The sequence below is a fragment of the Sphingomonas zeicaulis genome (assembly GCF_050433225.1).
Taxonomy (GTDB): Bacteria; Pseudomonadota; Alphaproteobacteria; order Sphingomonadales; family Sphingomonadaceae; genus Sphingomonas_D; species Sphingomonas_D zeicaulis.
Map to the genome: position 1 here is coordinate 444202 of NZ_JBNPXQ010000003.1, position 22438 is coordinate 466639.

Here is a 22438-nt window from a genome sequence, read left to right on the forward strand (position 1 = left end):
GAAGTTACGCAGCAGGAGGAATGACGGATGCCGCTGGCGAAGCTTGCGGTCGCATCTTTGTTGATTGTCCCCGCATCGGCACTGGCGCAGCAGACGCAGGCGGATGCTCCCTCTTCTCCAGATGATCCCATCATCGTCTATGGCCGTGAACTTGAACAGATCGGCATCGCCCAGTCCGGCTCGCAAGGTGTTGTCGGCTATAAGGATTTCGAGGACCGACCGATATCGCGCGTCGGCGAACTCGTGGAGAATGTGCCGGGCGTGATCGCCACCCAGCATTCGGGCACCGGCAAGGCCAACCAATATTTCCTGCGCGGCTTCAACCTCGACCATGGCACTGATTTTGCCGGCTTTGTCGATGGCGCGCCCGTCAACATGCGGACGCATGGCCATGGCCAGGGCTATCTCGACTTCAACTTCCTGATTCCCGAGCTGGTCGAGCGCATCGACTATCGCAAGGGCCCCTATTTCTCCGACGTCGGCGATTTCAGCGGCGCCGGCACCGTCGCCTTCAAGACCTGGGATCGCCTCCCCGCCCCGGTGATCGAGGCGCAGGTCGGCGAATATGGCTATTATCGCGGCCTTGCCGCCGGCAGCGTCGTCACCGGCAATGGCGGCGCGCTGCTGGTCGGCGTGGAGGGCACCTTCTCCAACGGCCCCTGGGTGCTCGACGAGGATCTGGAGAAATATAACGGCTTCGCGAAATATTCGCAGGGCACGGCCGAGCATGGCTGGAACGTCGCGGCCAGCGTCTACCATTCGCGCTGGACCTCGACCGACCAGGTGCCCGAACGCGCGATCGACAGCGGATCGATCGACCGCTTCGGCTTCGTCGACGATGATCTCGGCGGCAAGTCGAGCCGCTACGCGCTGACCGCGCAGGGACGCTGGGGCGGCTTTTCCGCCAACGCCTATGCGATCGGCTATCGGCTGCGGCTGACGTCCAACTTCACCTATTTCCTCGAGGACCCGGTCAACGGCGACGAGTTCCAGCAGCGTGACCGGCGCGGGCTGTTCGGCGGCGCCGCCTCCTACGCGGCGGATTTCGGATCGGTCTCGATCAAGCTGGGCGGTGACCTGCGCTACGACGCGATCGGCAAGGTCGGCCTCTATCGCAGCAGCGGCGGCCGGATCAGCGACACGGTCCGCGAGGACCAGGTCGATGAACTCAGCGCCGGTCTCTATGCGCAGGCGCAGATCACCGTTGCACCGGGGCTGCGCGCGATCGTCGGTTTGCGCGGCGACCTCTATGATTATGATGTGAAGGCCGGGCTGCCCGAGAATAGCGGCGACGGATCCGATGCGATCCTCGCCCCCAAGTTCGCGCTCGCCTGGGCGCCCGTCAGCGGCGTCGAACTCTATGCCAATTATGGCGAGAGCTTCCATTCCAACGACGTGCGCGGCGCCACGATCAGCATCGATCCCGCCACCGGCGACCCGGCCGATCGCGTGCCGGTGCTGCCGCGGGTTCGCGGCGCCGAACTCGGCGCCCGCGTCGAGCAGGGGCGGTTCACCGCCTCGCTGGTCGGCTGGTGGCTCAAGCTCGAATCGGAACTGGTGTTCGTGGGAGATGCCGGCTCGACCGAGCCCAATGACGCGACCCGCCGCTACGGCGTGGAAGCGACCGGCTTCTGGCGCCCTACCGACTGGCTGACGCTCGATGGCTCCGCCGCCTTCACCCATGCCCGCTTCCGCGGCGTGCCGGCAGGTCTTCGCCGCATCCCGGGATCGGTGGGCGAGGTGATCGCGGCGGGCGCGACGGTGGACCTGCCCAACGGCCTGTCCGGCACGCTGCGCGTCCGCCACTTCGGCAGCGCGCCGCTGATCGAGGATGGATCGGTGACGTCCGATCCGACGACCTTGGTCAATCTGGGCGTCTACTACCGCACCGGCCCTGTGCGGCTTGGGTTGGATGTGTTCAACCTGTTCGACGCCAACGACGCCGACATCACCTATTTCTACGAAAGCCGTTTGGCCGGCGAGGCCAGCGGGGTGGAGGATCGTCACCTCCACCCGGTGGAACCGCGGCAGCTCCGTGCGTCGGTGCGCCTGACCTTCTGACGCTGCCGCCGCCGCGGTTGCGCGATCAGCTTGCCGCGAACACGCCGCAGGCGATACGGCCGCCGCTGTTGCCGGCAGGGTCGCTCTTCATGTCGTCCGGCCCGGCGTGGATCACCAGCGCCGCGCCGTCGGCGTCGAGCAGCGGGTTGGTGCCGCCGCTGAGGCTTGCGCCCGGAATGTCGATCTCCAGCGTGCCGCGGCCGTCGGTGCCGATCATCAGGTTCGGCAGATCGCCCATATGCGCTCCTTGCGGATTGTCACGGCCGTGCTGATGGTTCGTCGGATTCCAGTGGCCGCCGGCGGTCGTGAAATCGGGGCCGTCGCAACGACCGACGGTGTGGATGTGGAAGCCGTGCGCGCCCGGCGGCAAATCCATGCCCGAAATTGCAAGGCGGACGCCATCGGCAGTCGGCGTCACGCTGGCCTCGCCGCGCGGCGCGCCCTGCCCGTCGAACAACGACGCGAAGGCGCGCGTGCCCTTGGGTTCCGTTCCGTCGCTGGTGGTGCCGGTGGTGGCGCACCCGCCGAGCAGGAAAAGCGTGGCGGCGGCAACGGACATGGTCAGGCGCATGGTCGACTCCTTCGGGTTGGCCCCGGCGCGCGCCACGACCCTGCGACGCACCCCTTCGCCGATGGCAACGAGGCATGTGCCGAAAGGTTGCGGCCCTTGCGACACGTTCGCAGCGCTTCTGCACGATCCGTTCCGCCTCGGCAATGAGCGGGATCGGTCGCGCCGCCACCACGGCCCGTCGTGATCGTCATCGACAGCACGCACGGCCCTGCCAAGCGGATGCGGATCGAAACGGACGAGGTAGGTCCATGATTCATCGCGTAATTCTTTCGGCCCTGTTGCTTGCCACGGTTGCCGCCGCGCCCGCCCAGTCGCCACGCGATGCCGCCACCAGCGCCGCGCCCGCCACGCGCTTCACGCGCGATCCGTCGGCGTTCAAGGCAAAGCAGGCCCAGATCGTGGCCAGCATGCGCCAGCAATCGCCGCAGGCCGCCGCCGAGCTTGAGGCGCTGTTCGCGCAGGATCTGCCCGCCATGATCGCGCCAGAGATGCGCCGCATGGGGCTCAACATGGAGGATATGGCGGATATGACCGCGGTCTATTGGGTCGCCGCGTGGGAAGCCGCCAACGGCATCGTCGGCCAGAAGACCGATCCCCGCCTCGCCAAGGGCGCCCGCGACCAGATCGCGCGGACCTTCGCCGGCAATGGCGGCCTCGCGCAGATGAGCGATCGCGACAAGCAGGATGTTGCCGATGTCATGCTGCTGCAGGCGATCCTCGTCGAGGCGCGGATGCTGACCGCCAAGGCCAACCCCGCGATGCGCAAGCAGGTGAGCGACGCCATCCACACCGAGGCGGGGCAATTGATCAAGACCGACCTGCGCCGCGTGAAGCTGACGCCAACCGGCTTCATTGCGCTGCCGGATGGTGCGGGCGGCCCGGTGCCAGCGCCCACCCCTTCCACGAACACCTCGGCAGCGGTGGCACCCCCCGCCCCGCCCCCCGCGGGCGGCGGCGCGCGCTTTGCGGCGAACTGGCAGAAGGTGGAGGGCGTCTATTTCAAATCCTTCACCAATTTCGGCGTCGGCGGCATGATGACGCAGGATTTCGAACCGATCATCCTGTTCAAGGACGGCAGCTATTATGAGATCGAAGGTCCGGCGCTGGAGGATGTCGATCTTGACGCCAGCCGTCGCGCGCGCCCGATCAAATGGGGTCGCTGGTCGCGCGGCGGCAAGGGTTTCGTGCTGACCAACTCCAAGGGCAAGGCCAATGACTATGCCTTGCAGCAGGGTGCCTTCTTCAAGGCGTTCCCGGCGGAAGCGGCCGGCAACAAGCTGGCCGCGAAATATTCGCGCGTATCTGGCGGCGGCAATTCCGCGCTGGGCGGCGAACTGACGATCGGCGGGAAGACGGACCTGACCTTCTCGCCCGATGGCAGCTATGGCCGCGCTTCCGCTGGCGGCGCGACCGGTTCGGGCAGCCAGAGCGGCGTCGGATTCGGCGTTTCCAGCCGCAGACCCGCCGCCGGCATCGGCCGCTATCGCATCGAGCGCCACACCATCACGCTGGTGGAGCCCAACGGCGAGACAAAGCGCCAGTTTTTCGCCTTCGGATCGCGCAAGACGCCGGCGCAACCGGCGACGAGCATGATCTTCATGGGGGATCGGGTGTTCGTGGATATGGATTGAGGGGTACGGGCAAACGCCCCCGTCGACCCCAAGCGAAGTCGATGGGGGAGCGGGAAATCTTCTGGACAGCGCGCGAAGAATCCCATCCGGGCGATCAGCCAGCCCCCACCCGGATCGGCCGCGTGATCCCGATCGCCTCCAGAAACCGCTCATCATGACTGACCACGATCAGCGCCCCGTCATAAGCGGCAAGCCCCGCCTCGATCGCCTCGATGCTCTCCAGATCGAGATGATTGGTGGGCTCGTCGAGCAACAGCAGTTCAGGCAGAGGTTCCGCCCCCAGCAGCGCCGCGAGCGCGGCGCGCAGCAGCTGGCCGCCGCTGAGCGTACCGGAGCGGCGCAGCGCCATGTCCGCGCGGAACTGAAAACGGGCGAGTGCGGAGCGACTGAAATTGTCGTCGGCGTGCGGGTTGAGCGCGCGAAAATTGTCGAGCACGGTCAGCGTCGGATCGAGCATCGCCACGGTCTGGTCGAGCATCGCGATGCGGACATGGCGCTGAATGCTGCCACTCCAGGGTTCCAGCCGCCCGGCGATCAGGTGCAACAGGCTGGTCTTGCCCGATCCGTTGTGGCCGGTGAGCGCAATGCGTTCGGGGCCGACCACGTTCAGCGACAGGCCGTCGATCAACGGCACTGCCGGGTCATGCCCGAAGCACAGGCCGGCGATGTCGAGCACGCGACGATCGGGGGCGAGGCCGGTTGGCGGCAGCACGACCTTCAAAGTCTCCAACTGCTCCACCTTCGCGCGCGCTGCGGTCGATGCGGCGCCCGCCTCCAGCGCCAGCCGCTCGGCGAGGCGAGCACCGCTGCCGCCGCTATTCTCGGCCCGCTCGCGGCGCGCGCCGATCAATATCTTCGGCATGTCGCCCCGCGCGCCCTTGCGGGCACCAGCGGCGTCGCGGCGCTGCTTGCGTTCGCGGGCGACCTGCGCTTTTCGGTCGACCTCGGCGCGCTGGCGATCCGCGACCGCCACATCATGCTCGGCGGCGGCCAGTTCGATCGCCTTGCGCTCGCGATAATGGCTGAAATTGCCGCCATAGCGGGTGGCGCCGAGCGATGTGAGCTCGACGATCGCGTCCATGCTTTCCAACAAGGCGCGATCATGGCTGACGATGATCGCGCCTGCGCGCCACTCCGCGAGCACCGTATGAAGCGCGGCCCGGCCCTCGGCGTCGAGATTGTTGGTCGGCTCGTCGAGCAGCAGGAAATCGGGCTCGGCGAACAACGCCGCCGCCAGCGCAGCGCGGGTGCGCTGGCCGCCGGACAGCGAGGCCAGCGGTGTTGCCGCAGTCGCGCTCAGCCCGACGCGGGCAAGCGCAGACCCCAGCCGCGCCTCCAGCGTCCAGTCTGCCTCGGCCAGCGCCTCGATCGACGCCGTGCCGGCCTCGGCCGCAGCAAGCAGCGCAAGGCCATTGGCAATGCCGAACAGGTCGGCGATGGTTTCGTCTGGGGTCAGCTGGACGATCTGGCGCAGCGTTTCCACGGCGCCGTTGATGGTGACGGCACCGGTCGCGGGTTCAAGCTGTCCCGCGATCAGCCGCAGCAGCGTCGATTTGCCGACGCCGTTGCGGCCGACGACACCGCAGCGTTCACGAGTGAAGGAGAGATCGAGGCCGGTGAGGACCGGGTCGCCGTCAGGCGTGGACCAGCCGAGATTGGCGACGGAAATGGAAGCGGAACGAGACATGGGACATCCTGAAAGCAGTGCGCGCGGGCGATGCTGTCAGGGTGCGATCCATGGTAGGTTCCTTCTTCTGCCCTGCTTGGGCCAACGGGTGGTCTTTAGCCGTCCGGCGGCGTTCGGTCAAAACATCCCCAGTATGCGCTGCAACGCCGCCTGGAAATGCGCCGAAAGCGCCGCCTCCGCGCGGTCCGCATCGCGGTCGCGACAGGCATGGAGGATCTCCAGATGCTCGCGCAATGTCCGCATCGCCAGCGGCTGCGTGACCAGCCGCTCCAGCCGGATGATCCGCACATAATTCTTCAGCCGGCGCACGGTGGTCTCGATCAGCGGGTTGCGCAGGCTGGCGATCATGCTGCCGTGGAAGCGCTCCTCCAGTTCGTCGAGCGCCGTGATTTCGGGCGTGCCGAGGCCGCTGGTCTCGACGCGTTCGAGCAGCGTCTCATGCCCCTCGATGAGCGCTTCGATATCCCCGGCCCTGGCGGTTTCGGAGAAGGTCCGCGCCGCCGCGCGCTCGATGATCGAGCGGAACTGATAGGTGCTGCGCGCCAGTTCGAGATCGGGCTTGAGGAACTGGATGCCGGATCGAGGGTGGATCGTAAGCACCCCTTCCGCCTCCAGCACGCGCAGCGCATCGCGCAACGGCTGCACTGGGATGCCGAGCAGGCGGACGAGTTCGTTCTGCGACACGAAGGCGCCCGCAGGCACGGTCCGCTCGAACAGCCCTTTGAGGATTCGCGCATAGGCAATGTCGCTGAGGCGCTGATTGTCGCCGCCCGCGTTCACCGGAGCGATCGCCACCGGTGCTGCGGTCCGCCGCCGGCCGCTTCCCAAGGTAACTGCTTCTCTCACTGATATCTCAACTACCATGAACTGGCCGACATGCTAGCGGGCGACGGGCGGGGCGTCGACCTATGAAGCGACCGTTCCGACATATGATGCGCATGATGCGATCAGCGCCCGGTCGCGGGCAGCCAGCGATCGGCAAAACGCAGGTAGATCACCCAGTCCGCGGCGGTGATCGAATGGGGCCCGGTCCGGACATGATAGGCGATGCGATCGCCCACTGGCCGGTCGGGCGGCGGCATGGCATCAGCGCCGAGGCTGCCGGCGCCGAGCAGCCGGTAGACCGGCTCTGCGCCCCTGGCAGCGAGGAACTCACCGCGCGGGTCGGACCACCAATCCTCGCTGGCGCTGGCGATATAGACCGGGCGCGGCGCGATCAGCGCGACCAGTTCATGCGCGTCGACCGGCAGTTTGTCCTCGCGATCGGCGAACGTCTTGAAGCGCGGCGCGAACCAGTAGTTGTTCATCACCCGGATCGTCTCGCCGAAGCGACGGCGATAGAGAGAGGCGCCGCCCTCCCCCGACTGGTTGGCGATCACCATCGCGAAGCGCGGATCACGCGCGCCGGCCCACAACGCCGCCTTGCCGTAGCGCGAATGGCCGATCAGGATCACGCGGCTTTTGTCCACCGCGCGATCGGTCGCAAGATAGTCATAGACGCGGCTCAGCCCCCACCCCCAGGTCGCGACCGCGCCCCAGTGCGACGGATCGGAGGGGCTGGTGCCGAAGAAGGGGTGGATGCTCTCCGCCACCTTGTTGTCGCCATCAGGGTAGAGATCGCCGGGGAAATAGGTGGCGACGCCATAGCCCGCCGCGAGAATCGCCTCGATCGGCCATTCGGAGGCGTCGATGCCGCGCGAGTGGACGGTGGCGCTGCCCTTGCGAATGCCTTCCGCCGGCACCACCCAGTTCGGCGTGATCGCGATGCCGGGATCGGGGTGCACGGCCTGGTTGCCGTGGAAGTTGAGGCCGACGAACATCGGCACCGGCCCCTTCGCGGCGGCCGGTAGGTAGATCAGCACCGACATTTGGGGCCCGCGTTCGCTGCCGTCGAGCAGGATCGTCACCTGCCGCCGGATCGCGCGGCCGCCCAGCGCATGGGCATCCTCATCGGTGACGACGAAACGCTGGCGACGCGGCGCCGGCGGCGCCACGCCGTAGATCGTGCGTTCGAACAGGGCGAGCAGTTCGGGGCGGCGCTGCTTCGCCCACATCGCCGGCGAGGTCACCGGCCGCCCGTCCGCCATCACCAGCGGATCGGGCAGCCGGTAGGCCGGCACCTTCGTCTCGTCACCATTGCCGTCGAGTTGCGCCGCCGCCGGGCCGGCAGCGGCGCAGATCGCCAACAGTGCGAGCAGTCCCCGCATCTCAGGCCGCGTCAGAAATTGACGCGGACGCCGAGCTGATAGTTGCGGTCATACTGGTTGGAGACCGCGGGGATATCCGAGGTCCCATAGTATTGCCGCTGGTAGGCGTTGAGCAGGTTGACCGCATCGAACTTCACCGAGACATGCTCATTGACCGCGTAGCTGATGGAGAAATCCATCTGCTCCAGCGGCGCGTTATAGAGCGCGCGGCCGGCGGAGTCCGCGAAATTGGTCTGCACGCTCTTCGACCGCCAGTTGTACGAAAGCTGCGCGGAAACCGGGCCCTTTTCGTAGATGCCGGTGATGTTGAACGCATATTTGGAAAGCAGGTCGGCTGCAACCATCTCGGTGCGGCCGAGCACCGGCAGGCTGCTGTCGACGTAAGTGAAATTGCCCTGGAACCCTAGGCCGCTGAACGCGCCCGGCAGGAAATCGAAGAACTGCTGGTAGAAGACTTCGAAGCCCTTGATCGTGCCCGGGCCGCTGTTGCGCGGGCGGGTGATCAGGAAGGTTTCGCCGTCGATGATCTCGTTCTGCGCGAACTTCTGGGCGAAGCCGACGACGTCCTTCTGGAACAGCGAGACCGCGGCATAGTTGGACTTGCCGAAATAGAATTCCAGCGACGCGTCATATTGATCCGCCTTGGTCGGCGCGAGATCCGGGTTGCCCGCGCTGCCGGTGCCGTTGAGCACGCTCAGCACGACGGCCGGCGAGAGATTGCCGAACTCCGGCCGGGTCAGCGCCTTCGAATAGGCGAGGCGGAGATAGAGATCCTTGGTTAGCTCGCCGCGGATGTTCACGCTGGGCAGCCAGTTCTCATAGCTGCTTTCGCCGCGCACCGGATCGAAGTTCGAACCATTGGCGATATAGACGAGCTGCTTGTTGGTGGTGTGGACGTAGCGCAGGCCGACATTACCGTCGATCGGCAGCCCCAGGTCGAACGCGAAATCGGCCTTGCCGTAAGCCGCCCAGGCAGTCTCGCGATAGTTGTAATAGTTGGTCGGCGGATAGACAGGATCATTGGAATCGACGCCGACGAGCGCGCGGGTGCGACGCTTGTCGAACAGATATTTCTCCTGGAAGGTCAGCCACTGGTTGGTGGACGCGGTGCGATCGAAGAACAGCTCGTCCGGCGTCAACTGCGTCACCGAGGTGATCGGCTGGGTCAGCGTGACGTTCTGGCCGATGCTGTAGACCTCGTTGATCGCCTGGCGCTTGGCATAGCGCACGCCGGCGCTGATCGCGGTGATCGGGCTGTTGTCGAACTTGTAGGTGGCGTCGAGCCGCGCCGAGGTTTCGTCGCCATAGGCCTGCTGGCCGAGGTCCGAATAGGTCGTCTGCCCGGTATAGGCGGCCGGCGAAGTCAGGTCGACGCCGCCGACCGAGAAGTCGGGCGTGTTGGTCGACAGATCGATGTTGGCCGTCGGTGCACGCCCCTGCAGCACCACGCTGCGCGAATAGAAGGGCGCGGTCGAGTCGACATAGGACACCTGCCCACCCAGCGTGAACCGGTCGGATTTCCAGTCGAAGCCGCCGGCATAGCTGTTGGTGTGCTGGTTGAAGTCCGACGCGCCGCGGCTGGAGCGGATCAGCGCATTGGTCAGCGTATAGCTGTCAGGGATGTTGGAGTTACCGTCCTTGAAATCGAACGACGATCCGGTGCCGCGCGCACCGTCGGTCTGCACCGAAAGCTGCTGCGTCGCGCTGGTCGACTTTGTGTTGAAGCGCATCGCGTTGGCATAGAGCGTCAGCTCTTCCACCGGACGCCACTGGAGCGCGCCATAGATGCTCGAACGGGTCAGGCGGCCGGTTTCGTAACGGCCGCGCACCTGCGACGGCAAGGTGACGACATCGCCCGCATCATTGGGGAACGCGCCGTCGCCGTCGCGGTCGAACAGGTTGCGATTGTCGGCATAGGCGTTGGTCGAGGTCTGGTAGCCGCCCGAGAAGACGCGCTCGAACTGGCCGCCGACAAGCACGCCGATCTCACCGATGCCGGTGTCGAAACGGTTGCTGAGCACCAGCGAGGTGCGCGGCGTGAGCTTGTCGTTGATGTCGCTGTAATAGCCGGAGAGCGTGCCGGCGACATGCAGCCCGTCGAAGTTGAAGGGCTGCGCCGAATGGATGTTGATCAGGCCGCCGAGACCGCCCTCGATCTGGTCAGCGGTCGCGGTCTTGTAGACGTCGATGCCCGACAGGATGTCCGCCGACAGCTCCAGCAGGTTGGCGGCGCGGTTGGTCGACGAGAAGATCTGGCGGCCGTCGATCGTGGTCGTCACCTGCTTCAGGCCGTGAACGACATAGGTGTTGCCCTGGCCGCGCGTGTCGCGCGCAAGCTGGATGCCGGGAATGCGCTGCAGCGTGCTGGCGATCGAGGTGTCGGGCAGTTTGCCGATATCCTCGGCGACGATCGATTCCTGGATCTGGCCCGAATTGCGCTTGAGTTCGCGTGCGCTGGTCAGCGTGCCGCGAATGCCGGTGACGACGATTTCCTCGACCTCGCTATCGGAAGGTGTCCCAGCACCCTGATCCGCCTGCGGCGCCGGGGCCGGCGCTTCCTGCGCCATCGCTGGCATGGCAAAAGCCAGCCCCATCCAGCAGACCGAACCCAGCAACAGCTTCGCCTTCACCATTTCCGACAACCTCCCACATGGGGCCCCCTTCAGAGGCGCCTCGATGCAGGATCAAATACAGTGTCTGATATGTCAGTCAAGCTGGTCAGGCCGATTCTGATATTTCTGTTCCACATGGTGATATTGACCTGACCGACGGCCACCGCCTAAACCGCCCCCGTCGATGCAAGGATCAATCACCGGCGCGTGCCGGAATCGACGGGGAGAGGATGATGGATAGCAGTCGTCGCCAGATGCTCCAGGCGCTTGCCACCGCATGCGGTGCCGCTGCCCTGCCCGCCCGCGGCTGGGCGCAGGAGAGCGGAGTCGCGCTGACGCTGGATGGCGCACGGCGCGGTGCGACGATCCCGGCAAATTTCGTCGGCCTTTCCTATGAGCGCGCGCAACTCGCCAACCCTGGCTACTTCTCCGCCGAAAACAAGGCGCTCGTCGCGCTATTCAAGGGGCTTTCCCCGGTCGGCAACCTGCGCATCGGCGGCTCTTCCGGCGAGCACACCGCCTATGTGGCGGAGAATGTGCCGGCGAAGTCGCCCTTCGAGATCTTTGGCCCCGAGCATAACAAGACGGTGAAGGAAGGGCTGATCTGCTCCACGCCGGCGCTCCGTAGCCTGCGCACCTTCCTCGACGCCACCGGCTGGACCTGCATCTACGGCCTCAACCTTGCGCACGCGACGAAGGAACAGGCGGCGGCGGAGGCCGCCGACGTCCACCGCATCCTCGGGCCACGATTGCTCGCCTTCCAGATCGGCAATGAGCCGGACGTGTTCCGCAACCGCTATCGCCCTGCCGAATGGGGTCCTGAGGATTTCGTGCGCGAATGGGCGGCATTCCACGATGCCATCGCCGCCGCCGCACCCGGCGTGAAGTTCGGCGGACCGGATATCTCGAACAAGCTCGACTATCTCACCGTGTTCGCGCGCGAGGCGCATCGCTTCCCCGATGTGATCATGCTGACCGGCCATTATTATGCGATGGGCCCGGCGGGATCGCCCGACGCGACGATGGCGCAGTTGATGGAGCCGGAGCCCAGGACCACCACGCTGAAAGATGCCGGCGTCGAAACGGTGCAGGCGGCGGTGAAGCAAGCCGGGCTGCCCTTCCGCATGGCGGAGGGCAACAGCTGCTGGGACGGCGGCAAGCCGGGCATTTCGGACACCCACGCCTCGGCGATCTGGGGCGCGGACGCGATGCTGAAATTCGCCGAGCGCGGCTGGATCGGCATCAACTGGCATGGCGGCGGCTATGGCCATTATTCGGCGATCGTCGGCACACCCTCGGCCGGGTTCAGCCGGCGGCCGCTCTATTACGGCACCCAGTTCGGCCAGATGCTGGTGGGCGCCACCTTCCTCACGCTCGATGTCCAGCCGGCCAGCCCGTATCTCGGCTGCTATGCGCTGAGCCAGGGCAGCAAGACGAAGATCGCGCTGGTCAACAAGCATAGTTCGCCCTTCACCGTCACATTACCCTCCATGCCCGAGGCCAAGGTCGTGGTGCTGACCGGCCCGTCGCTCGCCGCCAAGGACGGCACGACATTGAAGACGGTGACGATGCGCGCGGTGCGGCAGGTGACGGTGCCGCCCGCCACCGCGATGCTCTTCACCTTGGGCGGGCGCTGATCGATGACGGAGGGAATTTCGCGCCGCGGCACGCTCGTTGCTGGAGCCGGTCTCGCGATCAGCGCGACGCTGCCGCGCGGCGCGCGCGCCGAGTCAAATACCCCCCTCCATCCCAACCGGCTCTGGTATCGCGAGCCCGCCGACGAATGGGTGCAGGCTCTGCCGCTGGGCAACGGCCGATTGGGCGCGATGATCTTCGGCGGTATCGCCAACGATCGCATCCAGCTCAACGAGGACAGTTTCTTCGCCGGATCCCCCTATGACGGCACCAACCCCAAGGCAGGCGAGGGCCTGCCCAGGGTCCGCGAACTGATCTGGGCCGGCCGCTACGCCGAGGCGCAGGCGCTGGCGGACGAGGTGCTGGTGGCACGCCCCCCGCGGCAGATGTCCTACCAGCCGATCGGTGATCTCATGATGCTCTTCCAGGGCATCGAGAACAGCCAGAGTTACGAACGCGCGCTCGACCTCGACGGCGCGATCGCGACGACGCGGTTCAAGGTGCGCACCGTCACCCATCTGCGCGAAGTGATCGCCTCGCCGGTCGACCAGGTGATCGCGGTTCGCCTCTCCACCGATGCGCGGGCGGGCAACGTCAACGTGACCCTGTCGTTGACCACGCCACAGGATGGCGAGATCGCGGTCGACGGAGACGATACGCTGGTGATGCGCGGTATCGGACCCGCCCAGCACGGCATCCCCGGTGGCATCCGTTTCGAAACGCGCGTGAAGGTGCGCCGCACGGGCGGCCGGCAGACGGTCGGTCGCGGCGCGATCCGCATCGAGGATGCGGACGAGGTCGTGCTGCTGGTCGCCACCGCCACCAGCTATCGCCGCTTCGACGATATCGCCGGCGATCCCAACGCGATCACGACGCGGCAGATCGAGGCCGCCGCGGGCAAGAGCTGGGGCACGCTGCTCTCAGCGCATCAGGCCGAGCATCGCCGGCTGTTCCGCCGCCTCTCGGTCGAACTCGCCTGCACGCCGGCGGCGTCACTGCCCACCGACGAGCGCATCGCGCGCTCGGGCGAGTTGGATGATCCCGGTCTCGCCGCGCTCTATCTGCAATATGGCCGCTATCTGCTGATCAGTTCCTCGCGCCCCGGCACCCAGCCCGCCAACCTGCAGGGCATCTGGAACGAGCGCACCGCACCGCCCTGGGAGTCCAAATGGACGCTCAACATCAATGCGGAGATGAACTACTGGCCGGCCGACCCCGCCAATCTCGGGGAGTTGGTCGAGCCCCTGTTGCGGCTGACCAGGGATCTCAGCATCACCGGCCAGCGCACCGCGAAGAATGACTGGGGTGCGCGCGGCTGGGTCGCCTATCACAACACCGATGGCTTCCGGCAGGCGACGGTCAATTCGCAGGCGCTCTACGGCATGTGGCCGATGGGCGGCGCGTGGCTGCTCAACACGCTGTGGGATCATTGGGACTATAGCCGCGACCGCGCCTTCCTCGACGAACTCTACCCGCTGATGGTGGGGTCGTGCCGCTTCTATGTCGATGCGCTGACGCCGCATCCGAAAACCGGCGAGCTGGTGATGAACCCGTCCAATTCGCCGGAAAATTCGCACCATCCCGGCGTGTCGATCTGTGCGGGGCCGGCGATGGACAGCCAGTTGCTGCGAGACCTGTTCGCGCACATGATCACGGCTTCCGAACTGCTCGGCCGCGACGCCACGCTGCGCGCCGAGGTCGTGGCGGCGGCGGCGAAGCTGGCCAAGGAGAAGATCGGCAATGCCGGCCATCTGCAGGAATGGTTCGACGATTGGGACATGCAGGCGCCCGAGATCAACCATCGCCATGTCAGCCATCTCTACGCGCTTTACCCCAGCGACCAGATCAGCCTGCAGCGCACGCCCGAACTGGCGGCGGCGGCGCGGCGTTCGCTGGAGATCCGCGGCGACGAAGCGACCGGCTGGGGGATCGGCTGGCGGATCAACCTGTGGGCGCGGCTGGAACAGCGCGAACGCGCGTACAAGGTGCTCAAGATGCTGCTGCAGCCCAGCCGCACCTACCCCAACATGTTCGATGCCCACCCGCCCTTTCAGGTCGACGGCAATCTTGGCGGCGCCGCCGGTATCATCCAGATGCTGATGCAGAGCCATTCGGGCATGGTCCACCTGCTGCCGGCTTTGCCCAAGGCTTGGCCCAGCGGCCGCATCGCCGGCATCCGCGCACGCGGCAATCTCGGCGTGGACCTCGTCTGGTCGGGCGGCGTGCTCGAGGAAGCGGTGATCACCGCCGACAGCGCCGGCCCGGTGCGCGTGCGCTATGGCGACGCACAGGCCGCGATCGACCTCCGCAAGGGCGAGCGCGTGGCGGTGCGGGGCACGGCGAAGGGGATCGAATTGCGGAAGCTGCGGGCGGGGTAAAAGGCGGCCGCCAGCACTTCCGCGGCGGAAGGCTGAACGCCCCCTCCGTTCGGCCCGAGCGGAAGGGTGCTGGCCTTCCCCGGAAAATGGGGAGCGCCAAGACGCTCCCCCTTCGCGCCTCAGTGATTATCCCGCGGCAGACCCATGGTCTGAGCGATGCGCTGATACTTCTCCGCACCCTCCAGGATCGCGCCGGTGCCCATCTGGCCGACCACCGCGCGCTGGATTTCCTGCCACGGGGTCTGCGACGCCGGATAGGCATAGCCACCCGCCGCCTCCAGTTCTGCCCGGCGCGCCGCCAGTTCCTCGTCGGAAAGCAGCACATTGGCGGTGCCCTTGCGCAGGTCGATACGGACGCGGTCACCCGTGCGCAGCAGCGCAAGGGTACCGTTCACCGCCGCTTCGGGGCTGGCGTTGAGGATCGACGGGCTGCCGCTGGTGCCCGACTGACGGCCGTCGCCGATGCACGGCAGCGAGTGGATGCCGTCGACGATCAGATGTGCCGGCGGGCGCATGTTGACCACCTCGGCCGCGCCCGGATAGCCGACCGGGCCGGCGCCGCGCATGATCAGCAGCGTTTCCGGGGTAATGCCGGTCGCGCGGTCGTCGATACGGTGGTGATAGTCCTCGGGGCCGTCGAACACGACGACCGGACCCTCGAAGGCGTCGGGATCATCGGGGTTGGACAGATAGCGGTCGCGAAACTCCTCGGAGATCACGCTGGTCTTCATGATCGCGCTGTCGAACAGATTGCCCGAGAGCACGACGAAGCCCGCGGCCTCCTTCAGCGGCTCGGCGAACCGGCGGATGACCTTCTCGTCCTCGATCGCGACGCCGCGGCAATTCTCGCCGATCGTCTTGCCGTTGGCGGTGATCGCGCTTTCCGCGATCAGCCCCTGTTCCATGAGCTGGTTGACCACCGCGGGCACGCCGCCGGCGCGGTAATAATCCTCGCCGAGATACTCGCCCGCCGGCTGCAGGTTGACAAGCAGCGGCACGTCCAGACCGCGCTCCTGCCAGGTCTTCACCGGCACATCGACGCCGACATGGCGGGCGAGCGCGGTCAGGTGGATCGGCGCGTTGGTCGAGCCGCCAATCGCCGAGTTGACGACGATCGCGTTATGGAACGCATCCTCGGTCAGGATGTCGGACGGCTTCAGATCTTCCCACACCATGTCGACGATGCGCTTGCCGGTGAGGTAGGAAACCTCCTGGCGATCGCGATAGGGCGCCGGGATGGCGGCCGAGCCGGGCAGCGACATGCCGAGCGCCTCGGTGAGGCTGTTCATCGTCGTCGCGGTGCCCATCGTATTGCAATAGCCGGTCGACGGCGCCGAGCTGGCGACGAGGCGGATGAATTCCGCATCGTCGATCTCGCCGGCGGCAAGCATCTGGCGCGCCTTCCACACGATCGTGCCCGAACCGGTGCGCTCGCCCTTGTGCCAGCCGTTGAGCATCGGGCCGACGGAAAGTGCGATCGCCGGGATGTTGACAGTGGCAGCGGCCATCAGCGCGGCGGGCGTCGTCTTGTCGCAGCCGATCGTCAGCACCACGCCGTCCAGCGGATAGCCGTAGAGCACCTCGACGAGGCCGAGATAGGCGAGGTTGCGGTCGAGGCCAGCGGTCGGGCGCTTGCCGGTTTCCTGGATCGGGTGGACCGGGAACTCGATGACGATGCCGCCGGCCTCGCGGACGCCTTCGCGCACGCGCTCCGCGAGCACCAGGTGGTGGCGGTTGCACGGGCTGAGATCGCTGCCGGTCTGGGCGATGCCGATGATCGGCTTGCCCGAGCGCAGCTCGTCGAGGCTGAGGCCGAAGTTCAGATAGCGCTCGAGATAGAGCGCGGTCATGTCGATGTTCGCCGGGTTGTCGAACCATGCGCGGCTGCGGAGCTGGGAAGGGGTAGTCTGGCTGGTCATCTTGGGAAGGCTCCGCATTGACGGGTTGTCGATCCGGATATACTCAGACAATTAGAATTTCAACGGCCTTGCGAGGGGATGATGGCGCTCACGCCAACGACTGCAACGACGACTGCGGGCGGCCCGCCGTCCAGCGGAAAAAGCTATGGTCCCGCGCTCGCGCTGCTGGCGAGCCTGTTCTTCATGTGGGGTTTCATCACCGTCATCAACAACACGCTGCTGCCCCATCTGCGCAGCGTGTTCGATCTCAGCTACACGCAGACGACGCTGATCGAATCGGTGTGGTTCATCGCCTATTTCGTCGCCTCGATCCCGTCCGCCAAGCTGATCGAGCGGGTCGGTTATCAGAAGTCGCTGGTGATCGGCCTGCTGATCATGGCGGCGGGCGCGCTGGGCATGACGCTGGCGGCCAGCCTCCCCTCCTATGGCGTCACCCTTGTGATGCTGTTCGTCATCGCCAGCGGCATCACGCTGCTGCAGGTCGCCGCCAATCCCTATGTCGCGGTGATCGGCCCGGCAGAGACGTCGTCGTCACGCCTCAACCTGGTGCAGGCGATGAACTCGGCGGGCACGATGCTCGCCCCGCTGTTCGGCGCCTATCTCATCCTCGGCCGTTCCAAGGGCGGCACGGCGGAAGCCGGCGCGGTATTGACACAGGCGGAGCGCCTTGCCGACGCACAGTCGGTGGTGCTGCCCTATGTGCTCGTCGCGGTGGTGCTGGTCGTGCTCGCGGTGGTGATCGCTCGCTTCCCGCTCCCCGCGATGGGATCGGCCACGAGCCGGGTCGCCAAGGAAGAACGCCACAAGCATTCGCTGTGGAAGCATCGCAACCTGGTGTTCGGTATCCCCGCGATCTTCATCTACCTGATCGCCGAGATCGGCGTCGCCAACCTGTTCGTGAACTTCGTCAGCCAGCCGGACATCGCCAACCTGACGCATGAGCAGGCCGGCCGCTACCTCACCTTCCTGTGGGGTGGCATGATGGTCGGCCGCTTTGTCGGTTCCGCGCTGATGCAGCGCATCGACGCCGGCATCGTCCTCGCCGCCTTCTCGATCGGTGCGTTCGTGGTAATGCTCGTCACGGTGTTCACCACCGGCCCGATCGCAATGTGGGCGCTGATCCTGGTCGGCCTGTTCCACTCGATCATGTTCCCGACGATCTTCACCCTCGGCATCAAGGGCCTTGGCCCGCTCACCGAAGAAGGATCGGGTCTGCTGATCATGGCGATCGCCGGCGGTGCGCTGGTGGTGGTGCAGGGCTGGCTGGCCGACGAATATGGCCTGCAGACCAGCTTCTGGCTGACCGCGGTGTGCGAACTCTATGTGCTGTTCTACGCGCTGTGGGGCAGCAAGGTGACGACCGACCTCAGCGGCATCAAGCTGGAAGAAGATCCGTTCAAATAAGCGACGTCGCGGCCCCTTCCCTTCTGGGAAGGGGCTCGGGATGGTGAGCGCCCGCGCGGCATCGATGGCCGCTCGGGCGCTTTCTTTTTCGCCAAGCCTATTCGAACACCCGCAAATCCACCGCATCCGCCATCGCCTTGAACCCGGCCGGATTGGGATGCAGCCCATCCCCCGTGTCGAACGCGGGGTTCAGATACTCCGCGCGCGCCCGATCGCGCATCACCCGGTCAAAATCGATCACCGAGTCGAAATTCCCCGGCGCCCGGATCCAGGCGTTGATCGCCTGCCGGTCGGCCTCGGTCGCGGCGTCCGGATGGTAATAGTCATTGCCGCGGAACGGCAGCAATGTAGCACCATGCACCTTGATGCCGCGCGCGCGGGCACGCGACACGATCTGCGCATAGGCACCCGTCAGCTGCGCCACCAGCGCGCGATGCTCCTCCGCGGTCGCCGGCTTCTCGCGCGCCAGGCTGCCGATGTCGTTGATCCCCTCCAGCAGCACGAGGTGGCGGACGCCCGGCAGTGCCAACACGTCGCGATCGAGCCGCGCCAGCGCGTTAGGCCCCAGCCCGTCGAGCAGCACGCGGTTGCCGCCGATGCCCTGATTGATCACCGCCGCCCTGCCCTTCAGCCGCCGCGCGAGCAGGTCCGTCCAACGGTCATTGCCGTTAGTGGTCGAGCCGCGGCCATCGGTTATCGAATCGCCCAGCGCCACGATCGCGCCCTTCGCCGAGCAGCTTTCCACCTCGATGCCCGACAGAAGGAACCAGTGATCGGTCGACGTCACATCGATAGGCGCCCCTGCCCACACCTGATCGCCCCGCGCGACATAGGATGTCGCGCGCGAACCGGGATGGGAGGTCTGGACGTCGGGCTGGTCGAGCACATGCAGGCTCACCGCCAGATCGTCGAACGCGGTGACCGGCAGCGCCACCGGATCGCTCAGCCAGTCGCCGCCGGGCGGGATCACCACCCCGGCCGCCCCCGCAAAGGCCAGCGCCCGCGCCGTCGCGACGTCGATCCTCGCCGAGCGATTGTTCGCCGAGCGCGCCAAGGTCGCAGCCCCAATACGCAGCGGCGCGCGGCCGAACGCGTTCGACAACCGCACGCGCACCCGCGCACCACCGATCGACGGCCGCACGATCTGCCGCAGGGTCGCGTTGGCCAAGACGCCCGCGGGCAGGCTGTTGTTGGCGTCCGGCACCATCTGCGAGGATCCCCACGCCGGCAGCCAGGGGCAGGTGCCGGCGGCGATAGCCGGTGTCGCGGCAAGGATCAGCGGCGTCAGACACAGGGCGAGCGCGACACGCATCTCATTCTCCCAAAAAAATTGCGGGCCAGCCCATAGAGGCCGACCCGCAGGATGTTCGCAACAGGGGGCTGCGAGGATCAGAAGTTGGCGCGGACGCCGGCCAGCACCTGACGGCCCGGATAGAAGACGTTGTAGGTGGCGTTATCGTAGCCGAAGGTAGTGCGGATCGGCTCGTTGGTGATGTTGAGCACGTCCAGCGTGATGCGGAAACGCTTGCCGGCGAAGGGAAGCTGATAGCCCGCCGACAGATCGAGCTGGCCGCGATCGTCCGCACGCAGCGGCAGCGGCAGGTTGTTCTGCGGTGCGTTGGCGGCGATCACCCCGCCCTGCCACACATAGTTGAGGCTCAGCGACAGGCCGTAATTCTCATAATAGCCCTGCACGTTGTACTGCCACTTGGGCACGCCCGACGCGACGAGGCCCGAGCTGGAGCTCTGCCCGATCCGGGTGCCGTTGGCGTTGAAGCCGAGACCCTTCACGAGGAAGTCCAGCGGCTGCGCCCAGGTCATCTCGATGCCGCGGATGCGCAGGTTCTGCAGGTTGACCGGCCGGTTGACGGTGATCGGCACCGCCTCCACCGCCACGCCCGCCGCGCGCGCGCGATCGCTCAGCGCCTGCTGCTGGGTCGACTGCAGCGAGGCGAACGGGATGTTGAGCGTGCCGAACGCCACCTGCTGTTGCTGGGTGACGGTGAAGCCGTCGATCTTCTTCTGGAACAGCGCCACGCCGACATAGCCACTGCCGCCGGTGTAGAATTCACCGCCGAAGTCGAGATTATCCGAGGTGTAGGGCTTCAGCTCCGGATTGCCTGCGCTGGCGATCTGCGCGGACGGATCGGAGAAGGTGACGCCTGGCAGGATCTGGCCGGCATCGGGGCGGGTCAGCGCCTTGGACACCGCGAAACGCAGCTTCAGATTGTCGAGCGGGTCGTAGGTCAGGTTCACCGACGGCAGCACCTCCTCATAGGATGAGTCCGCGGTGATATCGACGATGGCCGAGCCGACCTGGCTCGGACCGGTTACGCGCTGTTCGGTCTTGGTATAGCGGAAGCCGGCATTGGCCCGCACTTCGCGGCCGAACAACTCGGTGACACCGTTGATTTCCGCATAGCCGCCATAGACTTTCTCCTCGACGTCGCCGGTGGCACCGCCGGTCACCGCACCGCGTGCCTCGGGGGCGGTGTCGCGGAATTGTTCATAGTTGGTCACCCGGCGCAGCGCATCGAGGTCGGGGATGATGAAGCTGGTGACGCCGAACTGGCCGCGCGAGAGGTGGCCGAAATTGTCGAAGCCCACGCGGTTGAGGTATTGCGGGATCGCGCTGGTCGGCACGGTGCCGGTGTTGCCCGTGCAGGGATTGCCGCATACCGAAAGCTGGAAGGCGTTGGTGTTGTCATAGGCGCGCACGCTACGCTCGGCCTGGTCGAAGGCGCCGCCCACCTTCACGTTGAAGCTCTCGTCGCCATACATGAAGTCGAGATGCGCGCCCTTGGTCTCGGTCTTGCGGCGCACATTCTGCACGTTCACACGATACCATTGCCAGCCGAGGTTCGGATCGCCGAGATCGCGGTTCGCCGAGATGATCGGCTGCGGGCTGTTGGTCGTGTTGTCGTAGGTGACTTCGACGCCGGAGTTGGGCGCAGTCTGGAAGGCGAAGGTCGGCTGCTCGCGGAAGAAGTTGCTCTTGCCCCAGTTCAGCGAGAGGTCGACCTTGATCAGGTCGCTCGGTCGCCACGTCGCACTGGGCGTGACGTTCCAGAACTCGGTGTCCTGGTTGAAGATGCTGTTCTCGGAGAAGAAGGAGGAGTTGGCGAAGGTGCCGCGGGTGACGACATTATTCTCGTCCACCTCGATGTCGAACGGCACCATGCCGCCCGTCGATTGCGGCGAGGTGCCCGGACCCGAGTTGCGCACCTGCCAGTTCATGTTGGAGCGCAGATAGTCGCGCTTCGACTTGGCGTAGATGCCGTCGATGTTGAAATGCAGCGCGTCGGAGGGGCGGAACTCCACCGCACCCACCACCGAAATGCGCTCACGCTTGCCTGTGGTCAGCACCGGGCGACCGAGCCGCGGGATCAGCGCCTTGGAAAGCTGGTCCAGCGACAGGCCGGAGGTCGCGGCCAGGTCGATCGGCTGGCCGGCGACGAGGCCATGGCCGACATTGGCCGGCGCGACGCTGGCGAAGGAGAAGCCGTTGCTTTCCGGGGGGGAGACGTTGCAGCCCGGCCCGCAGGGCAGGTTGGCATCGGTGAAGCCGACCGTGTCATAGCCGTCGATCCGCGTCTTCTGGCTGACGCCGGCGACGCCGACGAGGATGCCGAGCGTGTCCCCGAATGTATGGCTGGCGACGATCGCGCCGCGCGGGCCAACCTTGTTATTGCTGTCGGTATACTGCCCCTGCGCCACCACCGTGATGTGCGTGCCGGGCTTGTCGAACGGCCGCGCGTTGCGGAGATTGACGGTGCCGGCGATGCCACCTTCGAGCATCGACGCGGTCGGGCTCTTGGCGACGTCGAGGCGGGTGAACAGTTCGGACGGGAAGAAGTCGAGGTCGACCTCGCGATTGCCGCCTCCGGAGCCGTTGGTGCCGCCGTCCGAAGCGACCGCGAACTGGGTGCCGTTCAGCAGCACCTTGGAGAAGCTCGGGCCGAGGCCGCGGATCGACACCTGCGTTCCTTCGCCGCTGATGTCGCGGTTGAGGCGGACGCCAGGGATGCGGTTCAGCGTTTCGGCGAGGTTGGTGGCCGGCAGCTTGCCGATGTCTTCCGCGAAGATCGAATCGCCGAACGCCACGGACTCACGCTTGGCGTTTGTCGCGCTTTCCAGCGACTGGCGGATGCCGGTGATGACGATATCCTGCTCGGTGTTGTCCGCCGGCAGCGTGCTTTCCTCGACAGGCGCGGGCGTGTCCGTGGTCTGCGCCACCGCGGTGCCGACAGCGACGACATTCAGCGCCACCGCCCCGAGCAGGGCCGCGCGCACGACATGACGATATGCGTAAGCCTTCATCTTCCCCTCCTTC

At 66.3% G+C, this 22438-nt stretch carries 13 protein-coding genes; 5 read left to right on the plus strand and 8 right to left on the minus strand.

Going from position 1 to position 22438, the window contains the following annotated elements; genetic code table 11:
• Positions 1 to 27: 27 nt before the first annotated feature.
• Entirely contained in the window at positions 28 to 2061 is a 2034-nt protein-coding gene (locus tag FHS96_RS14805) for a TonB-dependent receptor (protein WP_429592856.1), read from the plus strand.
• A gap of 25 nt (positions 2062 to 2086) precedes the next feature.
• Here FHS96_RS14805 and FHS96_RS14810 read toward each other — a convergent pair whose 3' ends face one another.
• Positions 2087 to 2632 (minus strand): superoxide dismutase family protein, encoded by a 546-nt coding sequence (locus FHS96_RS14810; protein WP_429592859.1) that lies wholly within the window; start codon positions 2630 to 2632, stop codon positions 2087 to 2089.
• Positions 2633 to 2880: 248 nt separating this feature from the next.
• Between FHS96_RS14810 and FHS96_RS14815 the strand changes: the two genes are divergently transcribed.
• Positions 2881 to 4263, plus strand: coding sequence for a hypothetical protein (locus FHS96_RS14815; RefSeq protein ID WP_429592862.1), 1383 nt, complete (start codon positions 2881 to 2883; stop codon positions 4261 to 4263).
• Positions 4264 to 4357: 94 nt separating this feature from the next.
• Here the strand turns inward: FHS96_RS14815 and FHS96_RS14820 are convergent, their stop codons facing one another.
• The 4 genes from FHS96_RS14820 to FHS96_RS14835 form a co-directional block, all read right to left on the minus strand.
• The gene (locus FHS96_RS14820) at positions 4358 to 5950 is read right to left on the minus strand and encodes an ATP-binding cassette domain-containing protein (protein WP_429592865.1); all 1593 of its coding nucleotides are present in this window, start codon (positions 5948 to 5950) and stop codon (positions 4358 to 4360) included.
• Positions 5951 to 6067: 117 nt separating this feature from the next.
• A complete protein-coding gene (locus tag FHS96_RS14825) occupies positions 6068 to 6778 on the minus strand; it encodes a GntR family transcriptional regulator (protein WP_429592868.1) in 711 nt (236 codons plus the stop codon).
• A 119-nt stretch (positions 6779 to 6897) separates the two neighbouring features.
• Complete coding sequence (locus tag FHS96_RS14830; protein WP_429592871.1) at positions 6898 to 8157, minus strand: glucuronyl esterase domain-containing protein; 1260 nt, start codon at positions 8155 to 8157, stop codon at positions 6898 to 6900.
• An 11-nt stretch (positions 8158 to 8168) separates the two neighbouring features.
• Positions 8169 to 10790, minus strand: a complete 2622-nt coding sequence (locus FHS96_RS14835) for a TonB-dependent receptor (RefSeq protein ID WP_429592874.1) — start codon at positions 10788 to 10790, stop codon at positions 8169 to 8171.
• 212 nt (positions 10791 to 11002) lie between these two features.
• On the opposite strand from FHS96_RS14835, the gene FHS96_RS14840 reads away from it, so the two are divergent.
• Together FHS96_RS14840 and FHS96_RS14845 are read left to right on the plus strand one after the other, a co-directional pair.
• Positions 11003 to 12406, plus strand: a complete 1404-nt coding sequence (locus FHS96_RS14840; RefSeq protein WP_429592876.1) for a hypothetical protein — start codon at positions 11003 to 11005, stop codon at positions 12404 to 12406.
• Between the two features lie 3 nt (positions 12407 to 12409).
• Positions 12410 to 14782: a glycoside hydrolase family 95 protein gene (locus tag FHS96_RS14845; RefSeq protein WP_429592878.1), complete on the plus strand. Its 2373-nt coding sequence runs from the start codon at positions 12410 to 12412 to the stop codon at positions 14780 to 14782.
• Positions 14783 to 14901: 119 nt separating this feature from the next.
• Here the strand turns inward: FHS96_RS14845 and FHS96_RS14850 are convergent, their stop codons facing one another.
• The gene (locus FHS96_RS14850; RefSeq protein ID WP_429592881.1) at positions 14902 to 16701 is read right to left on the minus strand and encodes an IlvD/Edd family dehydratase; all 1800 of its coding nucleotides are present in this window, start codon (positions 16699 to 16701) and stop codon (positions 14902 to 14904) included.
• A gap of 81 nt (positions 16702 to 16782) precedes the next feature.
• Between FHS96_RS14850 and FHS96_RS14855 the strand changes: the two genes are divergently transcribed.
• On the plus strand, positions 16783 to 18105 hold the full coding sequence (locus tag FHS96_RS14855) for a sugar MFS transporter (RefSeq protein WP_429592884.1): 1323 nt from the start codon (positions 16783 to 16785) through the stop codon (positions 18103 to 18105).
• A 97-nt stretch (positions 18106 to 18202) separates the two neighbouring features.
• On the opposite strand, the gene FHS96_RS14860 is transcribed toward FHS96_RS14855, so the two are convergent.
• Together FHS96_RS14860 and FHS96_RS14865 are read right to left on the minus strand one after the other, a co-directional pair.
• A complete protein-coding gene (locus FHS96_RS14860) occupies positions 18203 to 19417 on the minus strand; it encodes an SGNH/GDSL hydrolase family protein (RefSeq protein WP_429592887.1) in 1215 nt (404 codons plus the stop codon).
• Positions 19418 to 19494: 77 nt separating this feature from the next.
• Positions 19495 to 22425, minus strand: a complete 2931-nt coding sequence (locus tag FHS96_RS14865; RefSeq protein ID WP_429592890.1) for a TonB-dependent receptor — start codon at positions 22423 to 22425, stop codon at positions 19495 to 19497.
• Positions 22426 to 22438 lie beyond the last annotated feature (13 nt).